The organism is Mesorhizobium newzealandense (assembly GCF_042682145.1).
GTDB lineage: Bacteria > Pseudomonadota > Alphaproteobacteria > Rhizobiales > Rhizobiaceae > Mesorhizobium > Mesorhizobium newzealandense.
This window is the reverse complement of sequence record NZ_JBHUGZ010000007.1, coordinates 754,294-768,618: the sequence shown is the minus strand read 5'-3', so window position 1 is coordinate 768,618 and position 14,325 is coordinate 754,294. Positions and strand designations below refer to the sequence as shown.

The 14,325-nt window shown below is 62.8% G+C and carries 16 protein-coding genes; 6 read left to right on the top strand and 10 right to left on the bottom strand.

Annotated elements, in window-relative coordinates; all coding sequences use genetic code 11:
- Nucleotide 1: 1 nt before the first annotated feature.
- A complete protein-coding gene (locus ACFSOZ_RS12625; protein WP_379097901.1) occupies nucleotides 2-820 on the top strand; it encodes an MBL fold metallo-hydrolase in 819 nt (272 codons plus the stop codon).
- A 16-nt stretch (nucleotides 821-836) separates the two neighbouring features.
- On the opposite strand, the gene ACFSOZ_RS12620 is transcribed toward ACFSOZ_RS12625, so the two are convergent.
- The gene (locus tag ACFSOZ_RS12620) at nucleotides 837-1,553 is read right to left on the bottom strand and encodes a GNAT family N-acetyltransferase (protein ID WP_379097899.1); all 717 of its coding nucleotides are present in this window, start codon (nucleotides 1,551-1,553) and stop codon (nucleotides 837-839) included.
- Between the two features lie 318 nt (nucleotides 1,554-1,871).
- Between ACFSOZ_RS12620 and ACFSOZ_RS12615 the strand changes: the two genes are divergently transcribed.
- Complete coding sequence (locus ACFSOZ_RS12615) at nucleotides 1,872-2,402, top strand: dihydrofolate reductase family protein (RefSeq protein ID WP_379097896.1); 531 nt, start codon at nucleotides 1,872-1,874, stop codon at nucleotides 2,400-2,402.
- Between the two features lie 178 nt (nucleotides 2,403-2,580).
- Here the strand turns inward: ACFSOZ_RS12615 and ACFSOZ_RS12610 are convergent, their stop codons facing one another.
- Nucleotides 2,581-3,057, bottom strand: a complete 477-nt coding sequence (locus ACFSOZ_RS12610) for a RidA family protein (protein ID WP_379097893.1) — start codon at nucleotides 3,055-3,057, stop codon at nucleotides 2,581-2,583.
- A gap of 197 nt (nucleotides 3,058-3,254) precedes the next feature.
- On the opposite strand from ACFSOZ_RS12610, the gene ACFSOZ_RS12605 reads away from it, so the two are divergent.
- Both ACFSOZ_RS12605 and ACFSOZ_RS12600 read left to right on the top strand, forming a co-directional pair.
- Nucleotides 3,255-3,950 (top strand): TetR/AcrR family transcriptional regulator, encoded by a 696-nt coding sequence (locus ACFSOZ_RS12605; RefSeq protein WP_379097891.1) that lies wholly within the window; start codon nucleotides 3,255-3,257, stop codon nucleotides 3,948-3,950.
- A 55-nt stretch (nucleotides 3,951-4,005) separates the two neighbouring features.
- Entirely contained in the window at nucleotides 4,006-4,917 is a 912-nt protein-coding gene (locus tag ACFSOZ_RS12600; protein ID WP_379097888.1) for an agmatinase, read from the top strand.
- Nucleotides 4,918-5,517: 600 nt separating this feature from the next.
- Here ACFSOZ_RS12600 and ACFSOZ_RS12595 read toward each other — a convergent pair.
- The 5 genes from ACFSOZ_RS12595 to ACFSOZ_RS12575 all read right to left on the bottom strand — a co-directional run bounded on the left by ACFSOZ_RS12595 (nucleotide 5,518) and on the right by ACFSOZ_RS12575 (nucleotide 9,331).
- Nucleotides 5,518-6,174: a glutathione S-transferase family protein gene (locus ACFSOZ_RS12595; protein WP_379097886.1), complete on the bottom strand. Its 657-nt coding sequence runs from the start codon at nucleotides 6,172-6,174 to the stop codon at nucleotides 5,518-5,520.
- A 40-nt stretch (nucleotides 6,175-6,214) separates the two neighbouring features.
- Nucleotides 6,215-7,087 carry an aldose 1-epimerase family protein gene (locus ACFSOZ_RS12590; protein WP_379097883.1) on the bottom strand — a complete coding sequence of 291 codons (873 nt, stop codon included), beginning with the start codon at nucleotides 7,085-7,087 and terminating at the stop codon, nucleotides 6,215-6,217.
- Nucleotides 7,088-7,287: 200 nt separating this feature from the next.
- Nucleotides 7,288-8,004 carry a Bax inhibitor-1/YccA family protein gene (locus tag ACFSOZ_RS12585; protein WP_379097880.1) on the bottom strand — a complete coding sequence of 239 codons (717 nt, stop codon included), beginning with the start codon at nucleotides 8,002-8,004 and terminating at the stop codon, nucleotides 7,288-7,290.
- A 23-nt stretch (nucleotides 8,005-8,027) separates the two neighbouring features.
- The gene (locus ACFSOZ_RS12580) at nucleotides 8,028-8,801 is read right to left on the bottom strand and encodes an anti-sigma factor family protein (protein WP_379097877.1); all 774 of its coding nucleotides are present in this window, start codon (nucleotides 8,799-8,801) and stop codon (nucleotides 8,028-8,030) included.
- The gene (locus ACFSOZ_RS12575) at nucleotides 8,798-9,331 is read right to left on the bottom strand and encodes a sigma-70 family RNA polymerase sigma factor (protein ID WP_379098198.1); all 534 of its coding nucleotides are present in this window, start codon (nucleotides 9,329-9,331) and stop codon (nucleotides 8,798-8,800) included. Before ACFSOZ_RS12575 ends, ACFSOZ_RS12580 begins: the two co-directional genes overlap by 4 nt.
- A 222-nt stretch (nucleotides 9,332-9,553) precedes the next feature.
- On the opposite strand from ACFSOZ_RS12575, the gene ACFSOZ_RS12570 reads away from it, so the two are divergent.
- Nucleotides 9,554-10,738: an amino acid aminotransferase gene (locus ACFSOZ_RS12570; RefSeq protein ID WP_379097874.1), complete on the top strand. Its 1,185-nt coding sequence runs from the start codon at nucleotides 9,554-9,556 to the stop codon at nucleotides 10,736-10,738.
- A gap of 89 nt (nucleotides 10,739-10,827) precedes the next feature.
- Entirely contained in the window at nucleotides 10,828-11,652 is an 825-nt protein-coding gene (gene mazG / locus ACFSOZ_RS12565) for a nucleoside triphosphate pyrophosphohydrolase (RefSeq protein ID WP_379097868.1), read from the top strand.
- A 6-nt stretch (nucleotides 11,653-11,658) separates the two neighbouring features.
- Here the strand turns inward: mazG and hflX are convergent, their stop codons facing one another.
- From hflX to ACFSOZ_RS12550, 3 genes are all read right to left on the bottom strand, one after another.
- Complete coding sequence (gene hflX, locus ACFSOZ_RS12560) at nucleotides 11,659-13,050, bottom strand: GTPase HflX (protein ID WP_379097865.1); 1,392 nt, start codon at nucleotides 13,048-13,050, stop codon at nucleotides 11,659-11,661.
- Nucleotides 13,051-13,296 (bottom strand): RNA chaperone Hfq, encoded by a 246-nt coding sequence (gene hfq / locus ACFSOZ_RS12555; RefSeq protein ID WP_006202172.1) that lies wholly within the window; start codon nucleotides 13,294-13,296, stop codon nucleotides 13,051-13,053.
- Nucleotides 13,297-13,441: 145 nt separating this feature from the next.
- Nucleotides 13,442-14,305 (bottom strand): D-amino-acid transaminase, encoded by an 864-nt coding sequence (locus ACFSOZ_RS12550; protein WP_379097862.1) that lies wholly within the window; start codon nucleotides 14,303-14,305, stop codon nucleotides 13,442-13,444.
- Nucleotides 14,306-14,325: the final 20 nt, after the last annotated feature.

Genomic DNA, 14,325 nt, shown 5'->3' with positions numbered 1-14,325 from the left:
GATGACTGACCGGCTGCGCCTCACCATTCTCGGCTGTGGCTCGTCGCCAGGTACGCCGCGCATCACCGGCGACTGGGGCAATTGCGACCCGGATAACCCGAGGAACCGGCGCACGCGCGCCGCCGCACTCGTCGAGCGGGTTGCCGCCAGCGGCAGCCGCACCAGCGTCGTCATCGACACCGGGCCGGATTTCCGCCAGCAGATGCTGCTGGCCTCGGTCAGACGCATCGATGCGGTCGTCTATACGCATCCGCATGCCGACCATATCCATGGCATCGACGATCTGCGCGGTTTCGTCCTCGACCAGCGCCAGCTGATCGATATCCATGCCGACAAACCGACAATGCTTCGGCTGCGGGAAGCGTTCGGATACTGCTTCGAGACGCCGCAAGGCAGTTCCTATCCGCCGATTGTCAGGCCGCATCTCATCGACCACGCCAGGCCGGTGGTCATCGAAGGAGAGGGGGGTGCCCTCACCCTCGAGCCACTGCCGCAGGTGCATGGCGACATCATATCGCTCGGCTTTCGCATCGGCGCGCTCGCCTATTGTCCCGACATCAGCGATTTTCCGGATGCCACCGTCGAACGGCTGCGCGGCCTCGACGTGTTGATCATCGACGCGCTGCAGTACCGGACGCATCCCAGTCATTTGTCGCTTGGCGAAGCGCTGGAATGGACCGAGCGATTGGCGCCAAGACACGCCGTGCTGACGCACATGCACGTGCCGCTGGACTACGCGACGGTGATGGCCGAGACACCTGCCAATGTCGAACCCGCCTATGACGGCATGGTGATAGAAATGCCTTATGAGTCAGCATGATAGGAAGGAGCTTTCATCACAATGCTGCGCTCCTTGGGCCAAACATGAACAGCGTTCCGATCCGCTCATAGCCAACGCGAGGGTATAGAAGCGCCCCTGTGTGGGTAGCGGTCAGCACGGAGCATCTCGAACCATGGGCCTGATCGTCCCACAACATTGCGAGGAGCAGCGCCTGGCCGATGCCACGGCGCCGGTGCGAGGGATCGACAAACATGTCCGCGCACCAGGTAGCGCCGACAGCCTCCACGCTGCGCACACGCCCAACAATGTCAGCTCGGTCGATTGCCACGTACTGGCGGAACGGAGCGTCATCGCCGAGCAAATCGTCCGGGATCGGCTGCCTGCGCGTGGTCTTTCCCAACCGGGCTGCCAGGTCAGCCGTGCGCACGCGTTCGATCGAAATCGCGGTCGGTGGCGGCTTTGGAATCTGGCCCAATTGCTGCACGAAAAAGCCTTCCGTGCCGAGCAGCCGATAGCCGAGTGCCTTGTATGCGCATCGCGTCGGCTCGTCCGGCTCCGCTGTCGCGATCATGGCGCCCACATAGAATCTTCCGCGCGCATGTTGGCGAGCAATCGCGTCGACATCCTCGGCGGCGACGTCATACGCTATCCATTCCTCCTTGCGGTAGTCGCGAGGGTTCTTGCGCGAAGCGTCGCGCATCAACCACAAAGGCCCGACGCGACTTGCCTCGTAGGGAAAGATACGGCTCTTGCCGGCGCTGTGTCCGTGCACGAACACTTCGATCGCAGACTCAATCGCTTGGTTTGACCTCGTCATCGCAGCAGCCTAGCGTTGCCGGACGGATCAAGGCAACACGCCGGCTGGCATCAAGCCGATGAAAAACATCGGCAATTTCCAGCTTCAGCCCAATGCGCCAGTTCCATAATCTATCTTATGCGACTTTTGTATGCCGTCGTTGATGTGTGGTTGGCTGGACCTCTGGTTATTCGTCGCACCGACAAAGCGGCGCGCAGTTTTGCGCCCAACCTCACTTTTGCGTAACGGCGGCCCAAGTTATTCTGAAAGATCTCAGGTTGGAGATCTTACAGCATGGCGAAGCTCATTTTCAGAATGAACCAGTCCCTCGACGGCTACGTCGACCACCTGGAAATACCGTCAGGCCCCATGATCTTTCGTCATTGGTTAGAGCAAGTGCGCGACTTGACCGGCAGTGTGTACGGTCACGGCATGTACGAGGTAATGCGTTATTGGGACGAAGACCGTCCTGAGTGGAGCGCGGAGCACCATGAATTCGCGGCTGCGTGGCGGAGCCAACCGAAGTGGGTTGTGTCGCGCTCGCTGAAGTCAGTTGGCCCCAACGCCACACTTGTTTCGGATGACATCGAGGCGGTGATACGTGGGCTGAAGACCCAGCTTGTTGGGGAGATTTCAGTTTCTGGACCAGACCTGGCACAAAGCCTGACCGAGCTTGGTCTTGTCGATGAGTATCAACTCTACTTCCACCCGGTCGTGCTTGGTCACGGCAAGCCATTCTTCGCTGGCCCCCGGCCGCCGCTTCGCTTTGTGGCCAGCGATCCGATTGGCTATGACGTGATCAGGTTGACCTACGTACCTACCTAATCACGCAATTCGCCCTACGAACCGGGTCTGCGCCGACGATCGTCGCCTCGGGATCATCCCGCGAGGGTACATCCCTGCCCTACACGACGTTCGGCGCAGGCAAATTGCGAGCGCGCGCCTCTCGGCGACGCGTTCGACCCGTTTCAATTCGAGCGATCGGGCCAAATGCGCCACCCCGCTATTCCAGAATGACGGTGGCTCCGACCTCGAAGAGCATGGGGTCGATCGCAAGCTTGGGAACAGGAACCAGAGTCTGCGCCGGCAGCGCCTCGCCGAACATTTTCCTGACGTTCCTGGTCAACACCTCAAGCTTGGACATGTCGTGGTCGACCACGAAGACCGTGAGCTTGGCGACCTGGTTCGGTTGCGCACCGATCCCCTCAAGCGCGGTGCGCAGGTTCGCGTATGCCTGTTCCACCTGGACAGCGAAGTCGGGGGACAAGGCTCCCGTGCTGTCTTGGCCGCCCTGCCCGGAGATGTAGGCCACGCGGCCTTCGCGGGGCGTGATCACCGCCGTGCTGTAGCCATTCGGCGACGGATCGTAGAGGTTTTTTGGATTGACGATGGTCAGCTTCAGATCATTCGCTGTCGTCACAGTGGGAACTCCCATGATGATTAGCCCTCCGATAAGCAGATGCTTGATTGCGCACGACATGATTTTTCTCTTGGCTCTTTGGACTGCGAACAACGTGCCCTCTCGGCCGACATGATTGAAATGAAACCACATCGTCCATACGATGAATCGTGCGATGTACGAGTAATCGTATGGTACGTCGTACGAGTCAAGCGCTCAAGATCGACATTCGTCGCGTTGCCGGTCAATATCGACGCTCTGAACAGTGAGGAAGACGGATGGCAGCCAAGCGTAGCGGCGCCCAGAGCAAACGGTCTCAACGGATCAGCGGGACGCTCCAGCCCACGCATGCGGCGAGCGATGAACCGGCTCTCTCTCGGGAACGCATCGTGGCGACCGCGGTGGAACTGCTGGACGCCCAAGGTCTCGACGGATTGACGATGCGTCGGCTGGCCGATCGCCTCGGCTCCGGCGTGATGAGCCTGTATTGGCATGTCGACAACAAAGAGGATGTCTTTGATCTGGCGCTCGACTCGGTGCTCGAATATCGCGGGCCGACGCAAACAGTTGAGTCTCAAGACTGGCGCGGAGACGTCGTTCATGTGCTCGAAGACTGGCGCACCAGCATGTTGCGCCATCCTTGGTCGGCATCGCTGTTGCCGCGCCGGGCGCTCGGCCCGAACATCCTCGGTCGCCTGGAACTGCTGAGCAAGACCTTGTCCAGGGCCGGTGTGGCGGACGCAGATCTGAACGTCGCGATATGGTCGCTCTGGAACTATGTGATGGGCGCCACCATCACCCGGGCGAGCTTCGACCTCTCGGACGAGGACCGGGCCGCCGCGCAGCAGCGCCTTGAGCGTCTCAGCGGACGCTACCCAGCAATCGAACGCTCCCACCTGCTATTGGATGACGATTGGGATGGCGCTTTCCGCAAAGGCCTCGACTTCCTGCTCGATGGCCTCGCCCCGAGATAGTGAACGCTCCTTCACGCCACACAAAGATTTCACCCAGACCCGCCGTCAGGACCAAATGACCACCTCGCCTCGCTTTCTCGGCTTTCCCGATCGACTTGCCGACGGCCGTATGCTCCGTGCGGTGATCTTCGGAGCCGGTCACGGCAGCACCTATCCCGGCAAGGACAGCAGCGGCCATGCCTTGGCCGCCAATACCATCCGCGCTGCGAGCCAGGACGATGCCACGCTCGTCGAGCACTGGGATTTCGATCTCGGCGGCCCGCTGTTCGACGGCAAGCCGGTCTGCTGCATCGACGCCGGCGATATCCAGACCACGCTGCATGACAATGCCGGCAACCGGGCCCGGATCGAGGCGAAGACACGCGAGGTCCTGGCATTGCCGACTGTTCCGATCCTGCTGGGCGGCGACTGTTCCGTGACCTTTCCCTTCCTCGCCGGCTTTGCGGATCACGGGCCGGTCTGGATCCTGCAGATCGACGCCCATATCGACTGGCGCGACGAGGTGTATGGCGAACGCCACGGCTATTCGAGCCCGATGCGCCGGGCGAGCGAGATGCCGCATGTCGCCGGCATGGTGCAGGTCGGCCTGCGTAGCGTCGGCAGTGCGCGCTTCGCCGACATTGAAGCGGCGCGGCAATATGGCAGCCGCTTCGTGACCGCCCGCGAGATTCACGCCCAGGGCGTCGAAGCCGCACTGCGGCATATTCCGGAAGGAGCGCGGGTCGTCGTCACGCTCGACTGCGACAGCCTCGATCCCGGCATCATGCCGGGCGTGGCCGCGCGGACGCCCGGTGGCCTCACCTACACGCAGGTGATCGACCTGATCGCCGGCCTCGGCAGGCGGGCCAGGATCGCAGGAGTCGACCTTGTCGAGCTCTATCCTCCCGCCGACATTGACGGCCTGTCGGCTTTGACCGCCGCGCGCATTCTGGTCAATGTGATCGGCACCATCGTCCGGCAGGTTTGAAAGCCGGCTTCCTCTCTCGTAGCACGATGGCAGACGGCACGGGCCAGACGCAAATCCGCTATAGGTTCAAGGCGTCATCTTCGAAGCAACTTCCCAAAGCGCCCAGGCTTTGCGGCGCGGGTGCCCCACCGCCTGCGTAAATTGCAGCGCTTCGGACGGTTTGCCCGGCGCGAGACGCTGCCTCGACCATGCTACCGTAGGGCAAGTTCTCAGTCGTTAGCGGTGCCGCAGTGCGGATCGCGTCCGCAGCCATGTCGAGCGCGCAGGATTGTGTCGGCTTGGCCTGGCACATGAGCGCGGTCAGGCTTTCCTGGGCTATGCCGGCGTTGGGCGCGGCAAGCAGCAGAGCGGCAAGAACCAAACGACGCATCGAATGCCTCCGGAAAGTGCGCCTTCACCGCATGGGGCTTGGCCCGACTGGGTTGCACGCGACGATAAACCTAGGCAGAGATTCGTTGGTTGGCCAACGGATCGCGGTTTCGTTCTGAATTCAAGGCGGCGACGGCGCTGAAATGACTTGGTCGCTGTAGAAGACGGCATTGATCATATGGAACTGTGGCGCGATGCCAGCCGTGAGTAAACTGCCAACACGCCTCGCCCTTAGCTCGCTGTCTCCGTTTGCGGGACCGGCGGCAATTCAGGCGCCTCCAGTCCCCTGAAGGGATCGCGCCAGGCGTCGATGTCTTCCAGCCGGCGATACCAGCGGCCGACAGAGGGATAATCGTCGAGCGGTAGTCTGGCGGCATCGTTGAACGGCAGAAAGGTCGCCATTCGGAAGTCGGCATAGGAAACCGAATTCCCGACCAGCCATTCCCGCTTGAAAAGCTCTGTCTCGAGTATTGCGGCGGCCGTGCGGAAGAGTCCCAACCCCTCTTCCACGCGCTGCTGATCGATCGGGCCTATGCCGTACCGCTGTTTGGTGCCACGTTCGAAATGCACCGTGTCGCAAGCGAATGCGAAGTGCTCCTTGCCCCAACTGAGCCACCGGATCATGTCGGGTTCGTCATCGCCGGCGCGCCAGAAATCGGAATGTGCGTCGCGCGAGAGCCGGCAGGCTATGGCGTCTGCTTCCCAAAGACTTTTTCCCCCGCCTTCTACAAGTATGGGCAGTGAGAGATTGGGATTTAACGGGCGATATTTCTCTGCTTGCCCCGGGGCGAATGGCGAGGCGAATTCAAACTCGACTTTCGCGTCGAGATAGCGTGCGACCGCGACCGCGAGCCGAGGATTGGGGTTGCGGCTGAAGTAAAGCTTCATTCCGTGTCTGCCCTGGCGCCAGAGAATTCTACGTGAAAGCTCAAAGCAACTGGATCTGATAGCTCAGCACGCGCTGCGCGCCTGGTGGAATCAGCATCAGGCCGGGCTTGTCGACAAAGTCGCCGTCGAAGTCCGCCGGACTTGCGATACCGTGCCAGGGCTCGATGCAAAGGAACGGCGCGCCGCCCGGCTTCGACCAGACGCCCAATTCCTGAAATCCCTGCCACTCCATTTCGATCGCCGGACCACGCTCGGCGGCATAACGTACGCTGGTGCTGGCGGGCCGGTCGAGAATGACCGCGTCCTCGTCGAACAGCCGCTCGGAGAGCGCGAGGATGTTGCCTTGGACGGGCGTCGGCCGCGGCGCTTTCAGCAGCAGGCCGTCCTTCAAGCGACGGATCGGAGCAGGTTCGGCATCAGCAAAGGTCAGCTGGTAATCCGACTTGGCCAGACCTGGCAGCAACGGCCAATTGAATGCCGGGTGCGCTCCGATCGACGCCGGCAGCGGCTCTTCGCCGGTGTTGCTGATGTCGAAGGTCACGCCAAGCTGATGGCGGTCCAGCGTGTAGGTCACGGCGAGGCGGAAGGCGAACGGATAGTGGGTGCGAGTATCGGCGTCGTCGGTGAGAACCAGCGTGCACGATCGAGGGTCCCTCGCCGCCCAGGCAAACGGCTTGTCGCGCGCGAAGCCGTGTTGCGTCATCGGGTAGGCCCGGCCCTGATGGCGCAGCTGATCTCCCTTCAGCCGGCCGACGATCGGAAACAGCACCGGCGAATGCCGCCGCCACTCCGGCCCGGCTTGCCACAGAAACTCTGTTCCTTCGGCATCGCGCAGGGAGACCAGTTCGGCGCCCTGCCCGACGACGGTCGCCGAGATGCCGTCACCGTGAATCGTCAGGCTGTCTTGTTCCATGCGTCCTCGCGGCTGTCTGACGTGGCCGGGAGGCTAGCAAAAGGCAACGCCTGAACTCAAGCAGACTTGTATCGCACCTCACTCAGCTGTGATGAACGATGCACCGCACACATGACAAATGCTGCCTCAAATGAAAACCGTGGCCGGAGGTTGCCCTCCGGCCACGGCAAGATGCGAAGTGTTGCCTGCTACGGTCCGGATTACTCGCGTTCGCCGGTGAAATTCAGCAGCAGCTGGAAGATGTTGATGAAGTTCAGATAGAGCGAGAAGGCGCCGAAGACGGCGAGCTTCTGGCGCGATTCCCCGTCGAAGTTCTCGGCATACTGTTCCTTGATTGTCTGCGTGTCCCAGGCGGTCAGGCCGATGAAGACGGCAATGCCGATCACCGAGATGGCGAACTGCAGCGCAGTCGAGCCGAGGAAGATGTTGACGATGCTGGCGATCACCACGCCGATCAGGCCCACGATCAGGAACGACGAGAACTGGGTCAGGTCGCGTTTGGTCGTGTAGCCGTAGAGGCTGGTGGCGCCAAACATGGTAGCGGCGATGAAGAAGGTGCGGGCGATGCTGGTTCCGGTGAACACCAGGAACACCGACGCCAGCGACAGGCCCATGACCGCGCAGAAGGCCCAGAACATCGCCTGGGCGCTGGCCGCCGACATGGTCTGCATCTTGAACGAGAACAGCATGACGAAGGCGAGTGGCGCCAGCATCACCACCCACTTCAGCGGGCTGGAGAAGATCGGCACGTAGAGCGCGGGCGTCGATGACACCATGAAGGCAACCAGACCCGTGACCACGAGGCCAACGCCCATGTAGTTGTAGACGCGCAGCATATGCTGGCGCAGACCCTCATCGTAGACGGCTCCGGTTCGGGCGCCAGCGCCCATGCGGTATCCCAGATTGGGGGTGTTCATTTGAATTCTCCTTTGTGGATCGGTCAGTAAAGCGTTTGGGCGAGTGTCTCGGCGGCGCGGTCGAGGTCGTGGACCTCACTTCGTCCGACCACCGCATAGGCGACCTCGCCGATCTGGAAATAGGCAGAGGAAATATCGCCCGAAGGCGCGACGGTCGGCTTGACCACGTCGAAGGTTCCCGGCCGGATCGCAAACAGCGAGACCAGCCCCATCTCCTTCGTCTCGACAGCCATCTCGACGCTCGGGCCAAAGCGCGACGGGTAGATCTGCACGTCGCGTACCTTCCAGTCCTTGGGCAGTGACGGCATGACGATGGCGGTCGCGGCGCGGATCTCGCCGGCATTGTAGTTGGGCGCCTCAGGCTGCGACGGCATGGTCTCGCGCACCAGCGTCGTCCTATGGGCTCGCACCGCCTCGTCGACATAGGCGGGCGGCTGCGGCGAGGCGACGACCTTGGTCACGGACATCGGCCCGACGATGCCGTTCGCCAGCCAGCCGACGGCGATGAAGGCGGCCACCGCCGCCGCGCGCTGCAACACGCCGAAGATGCGGCCACGGGCAAGCCCCCTCTCCAGCCGCCGCGCGGTGTCAGCGGTTGCCGGCCGCGCCATGCCCTTGGAGCCGGCAAGCGCCACGCGCAGTTCATCGCGGGTCCTCAGATCCGACATCACGCGCGCCGCGGCCTCCGGACGGGTGGACAAAAACGCCTCGACCTCGATGCGGCGGGTGACGTCGAGCTGGTCGTCGACATAGGCGTCGAGGTCGGTATCGGCCACGGGATCGACAGTTCCAGTCATGACGGTCCTCCAACGATCCTGAGGTGGTTTTTAGCCTTCGAGGGCGCCGCGTCCTCCATCTCGCGCAGTGCGGCGCGCGCCCTGCCGATGCGCGACATCAGCGTTCCCAGCGGCACGCTGCTGGCATCGGCCGCCTGTTGGTAGGAAAGCCCTTCGATGGCAACGAGATGCAGCGCCGAACGCTGTTCTTCCGGCAGGCTGAAAAAGGCTTCACGCACCTGAGCCAGGCGCACCGAATGCTCCTGCGGCGCCGGCGTGCAGCCGTCGGCCAGATATCCGGCCTGTTCGACGCGTGACGATTCAGACCTGCGGGACCGAATTTTGTCGATGAAGGTGTTGTGGACGATCGACAGCAGCCAGGCGCGCAAATTGCCGCCGGAGCGGAACGTGCCGCGCCGCTCATAGGCGCGCACCAGCGCGTCATGCACGAGATCCTCGGCATCCGTGCTGTCGCGCGTCAGCGATCGCGCGTAACGGCGCAGCGACCCGAGCTGTCCTATGATGTCAAAGCGTGGCATCGACCGTTTCATGTCCTGTTTACGGAGCATGTGGGGATTTTAATCCCTGCCCTGCCAATTTTTTCGCTTCGAACTGGCGGCGGGTGGGGCACCGAGAACATGTAGGGTCGCGATGCGGATGAGGCTGGCACGGGTTGCCACCACAGCTTTGCGCGGGCTGAAGCGGCAGGAAAAGCGCTGGCGAAATGCGTTCGATTTGCGTATCACTCCGCCGCGTCAATGGAACCATTGCCAATGTTTGAAGATCTGCAGCCAGCCCCCGCCGACAAGATCCTTGCCCTGATCGGCCTCTATCGCGCCGACCCGCGCCCGGACAAGGTCGACCTCGGCGTCGGCGTCTACAAGGATCGCGACGGCAAGACGCCGGTCATGCGCGCCGTGCGCGAGGCCGAAAAGCGCCTGCTGCAGGGCCAGGACACCAAGACCTATCTCGGCCTTGCCGGCGATGTCGGCTTCAACACGGTCATGGCCAAGCTCGCCTTCGGTCCAGGCGCCGACATGACGCGCATTCGCGCGGCACAGGCGCCCGGCGGCTCCGGCGCGCTGCGGCTGGTGGCGGAACTGCTGAAACGGACACGATCCGACGCGACCATCTGGCTGTCGGACCCGACATGGCCCAACCACATGCCGGTCATGCGCGCTGCCGGTCTGCAGATCCGCGAATACCCCTATTTCGATGCCGCTTCGGGCGCTGTTCGCTTCGACGACATGCTGGCAGCGTTGCGGATGGCGAAGAGCGGTGACGTGGTGCTGCTGCATGGCTGCTGCCACAACCCGACCGGCGCCAATCTGGATAGCGTGCAGTGGGCGGCCGTTGCCGATCTGGTCGTCGAGCAAGGCCTGCTGCCGTTTGTCGACATCGCCTATCAGGGCTTTGGCGATGGGCTTGAGGCCGATGCCGTCGGCTTGCGCCTGCTGGCCGCGAAGGTTTCGGAAATGGTCGTCGCCTCGAGCTGCTCGAAGAACTTCGCCGTCTACCGCGACCGCGTCGGCGCGGCGATGATCCTGGCCAGGGACGGCGCCCAGGCGGATGTGGCGATGAGCCAGATGCTGTCGGCGGCGCGCGCCATGTATTCGATGCCGCCGGACCATGGCGCAGCCGCGGTGCGCATCGTGCTGGAAGACGCCACCTTGCGCGCCGACTGGGAGGCCGAACTCGAAGAGATGCGCTTGCGCATGCTCAGGCTTCGGGTGCAGTTCGCCGAGGCGCTGCGCCGGCAGTCCAATTCCGACCGCTTCGATTTCGTTGCCAGCCATCGTGGCATGTTCTCCCGTCTCGGCCTCACGGAAGCGCAGGTCGAGCGGCTGCGCGCCGAGCACGGCATCTACATGGTCGGCGACAGCCGCATCAACGTCGCCGGCCTGCCCGAAAATGGAATGGATGAACTCGCCAAGGCGATCATCTCCGTGCTCGACTGACGAAGCTGGTACCGCGCACCTGTGGACAATGCCCCCTCGCCGGCTGACAGCGTTGGCCGCGCGAGCGGCCGCGCGATAGCATCCGCCGCATGACGCCATCCAAAGACATTTCGCGCCTGATCGAGATCATGGCGGCGCTGCGAGCGCCGACGACCGGTTGTCCCTGGGACATCGAACAGGACTTCTCGACCATCGCGCCCTATACGATCGAGGAAGCCTACGAGGTGGCGGATGCCATCGCACGCGGTGATCTCGGCGATCTGCGCGACGAACTCGGCGACCTCCTGCTGCAGGTCGTCTACCACGCGCAAATGGCCGAGGAAGCCGGCGAGTTCGCCTTCGGCGATGTGGTCCAGGCGATCACGACGAAGATGATCCGCCGCCACCCACATGTCTTCGGCGACGAGAAGGCCCGCAGCGCAGGCATGGCCAAGGGCATGTGGGAAAAGATCAAGGCCGAGGAGAAGGCGGAGAAACGAAGCGCCCGCCTCGCCCGCGGCCTCGACCCCGAGGACAATGGCAAGGGGTTTCTCGACAGCGTGCCGGTCGCCCTGCCCGCGCTGACGCGGGCGCTGAAACTTCAGGAGAAGGCCGCGAGCGTTGGCTTCGACTGGAGCGAGGCAGCGCCCATCCTCGACAAGATCGAGGAAGAGATCGGCGAGTTGCGCGAGGCACTGGCCAAAGTCGAGACGGCGTCGATCAAGGACGAGTTTGGCGACATGCTGTTTGCCGTGGTCAATCTCGGCCGTCACCTCAAGCTCGATTCGGAAGCAGCGCTGAGCGGCACCAACGAGAAGTTCCGCTCACGCTTCCATTATGTCGAGCAGGCCCTGGAAAAATCAGGCAACACACTGGAAAAGGCGAGCCTGGCTGAGATGGAAGCGCTCTGGCAGGAAGCAAAATACGCGAAATAAACAACGTTAGACGTTGTTTTTACGACGCAATCTGCTTTCGATCTCCTCGCGGGCGATTTGCGTGGCCTTGAGCGCGATGGTGGCGCTGCCGTCGTCATTGTCGGTTCGCGAAACGACGTCGCCATTGCGGTAAAGCCAGTCGACGAGGCCGAACTGTGCCGGCTCGATCGTCACCGTCAGGTCTTCGAGCTCGCCCGCCATCCGCGTTTCGATGATCGCCTTCAGCGCATCGATACCCTCGCCGGTCACCGCCGACACCGCAACCGGTGGCGCCTTGCTGGCGTCGGCGCCATCGGCAAGCAGCCGGTTCCTGTTGCCTTCGTCGAGTCGGTCGATCTTGTTCCACACTTCGATCACCCGCTTGGCGTCGCCCGCGTCGACACCAAGGTCGGCGAGGATGCGCTCGACATCCTCGGCCTGCGCGGCCGTGTCGGGGTCGGAAATGTCGCGCAGGTGAATGACGAGATCGGCCTCGACCACCTCTTCAAGGGTGGCGCGGAAAGCGGCGATCAGATGCGTCGGCAGGTCCGAGATGAAGCCGACCGTGTCCGAAAGGATGATCGGCGTCCCGTGCGGCAGGCGCACGCGCCGAAGCGTCGGATCGAGCGTGGCGAACAGCATGTCCTGCGCCAGCACGCCGGCTCCGGTCAGCCTGTTGAACAAGGTCGACTTGCCGGCGTTGGTGTAGCCGACGATCGCCACCACCGGAAACGGCACCTTCTTGCGCTTGGCGCGGTGCAGGTCGCGCGTGCGGCGCACGGTTTCCAGCTCATGCTTCAGCTTGATGATCTTGTCCTGGAGGACGCGCCGATCCGACTCGATCTGCGTTTCGCCGGGACCGCCGAGGAAGCCGGCGCCGCCGCGCTGGCGCTCGAGGTGGGTCCAGCTGCGCACGAGGCGGCCCTTCTGGTAGTTGAGGTGGGCGAGCTCTACCTGCAGCGTGCCTTCCTTGGTGCGGGCGCGCTCGCCAAAGATCTCGAGGATCAGCCCGGTGCGGTCCAGCACCTTGGCGTTCAGTTCCTTCTCGAGATTGCGCTGCTGCACCGGCGTCAGCGGATGATCGACGATGACCACTTCCGCATGACCCTCTTTGACGATTTCGGCAAATTCCGCGACCTTGCCGCTGCCGAGCAACGTCGCCGGGCGCGGATCGTTGACGGTCACCACCGCCGTGTGGATCAGATCAAGATTGATGGCGCGGGCAAGGCCGACCGCTTCGTCGTGACGGGCGTCAGCCGAACGCGTCAGCCGCGGACGGTTGGTATCGTCGTCGCCGCGCGGCTGGCGCGTAAGCACCGGCACAATGACAACGGCCCGGGTCGGACCCTTGGCTTCCGTCCCGGGATGATGCGTTGGTTTTCCGCGAACTGGTGCGTCCGCGTCTTTCTCACGTGCCAATCAGGCGCCCTGGCTTTCCTCGCCATCGAACATCTGAACCGGCTGGCTCGGCATGATCGTGGAAATGGCGTGCTTGTAGACGAGCTGGGAATGACCGTCGCGGCGCAGCAGGACACAGAAATTGTCGAACGAAGTGACCACGCCGGTCAGCTTCACACCGTTGATAAGGAAGATGGTGAGCGGGTTCTTGCTCTTGCGAACTGAATTCAGGAACAGGTCCTGAAGATTTTGCGATCGTTCCGCCATTGTTCTTGTCTTTCGCCGATCCCCTTCGGTTTGCAAGCCAATGCGCCAAATTAACCGGCACATGTCAAGCGCGCAAACACCCTCTTGTCGTCAGTAACGACAAGCAGAACGAGATATATTGATGTTCATTCCACCTGTGCGGTTATCAGGCTGGACTTTTTTCCGCAATGTCAAAAAAGGCCTGCCGCAAGGAAAGTGTTATTGAGCCGGGGTGTCCATTGGCGACCGGATCGCCATCGATGGCCACCACCGGCATGGCGATTGTCGTTGCGGAACTGATGAAGGCCTCGCGTGCCGACTTGGCCTCGGCGACGGAAAAGCCGCGCTCCTCGATCTTCAGGCCGAGCTTGGCCGCCACTTCGAACATGGTCGTGCGGGTGATGCCGCGCAGGATGCCATGCTCGGCCGGCCTGGTGACCAGAACGCCATCCCTGGTGACGATCCAGGCGTTCGACGAGCCGCCTTCCTTGACGACGCCGTCGCCATCGACGAACCATGCCTCCTGCGCACCGGCTTCCTTGGCCTTCTGCTTGGCCAGCACGTTAGGCAGCAGCCCGACGCTCTTGATGTCGACCCGGTCCCAGCGATTCTCCGGCACGGTAATGACCGCAATGCCGGTTTCGGCGCGCTTTGCGCCCGCGGCAGGATCGGCCTTTCTGGCGGTCACCACCAGGGACGGCTTGGTGTCCGCCGATGGGAAGACAAAGTCGCGGCTGGCAACGCCGCGCGTGACCTGGACATAGACCAGGCCGTTGGCGACGTGGTTGCGATTGACCACTTCGCGCAGGATGAGTGGCAACACGCCGCGGGTGACCGGCCAGGCGATCGACAACTCGGTCAGAGAGCGGTTCAGCCGGGCGAGATGGCGCGGCATGTCGACGATGAAGCCACGCGCCACCTCGCAGACCTCATAGACACCATCGGCGAACTGATAGCCGCGATCCTCGATATGCACGGAAGCGTCAGCGTGAGCGACGTAGCGCCCGTTGACATAGGCAATGCGCGGCATTGGCGACCCCTGGATAACTC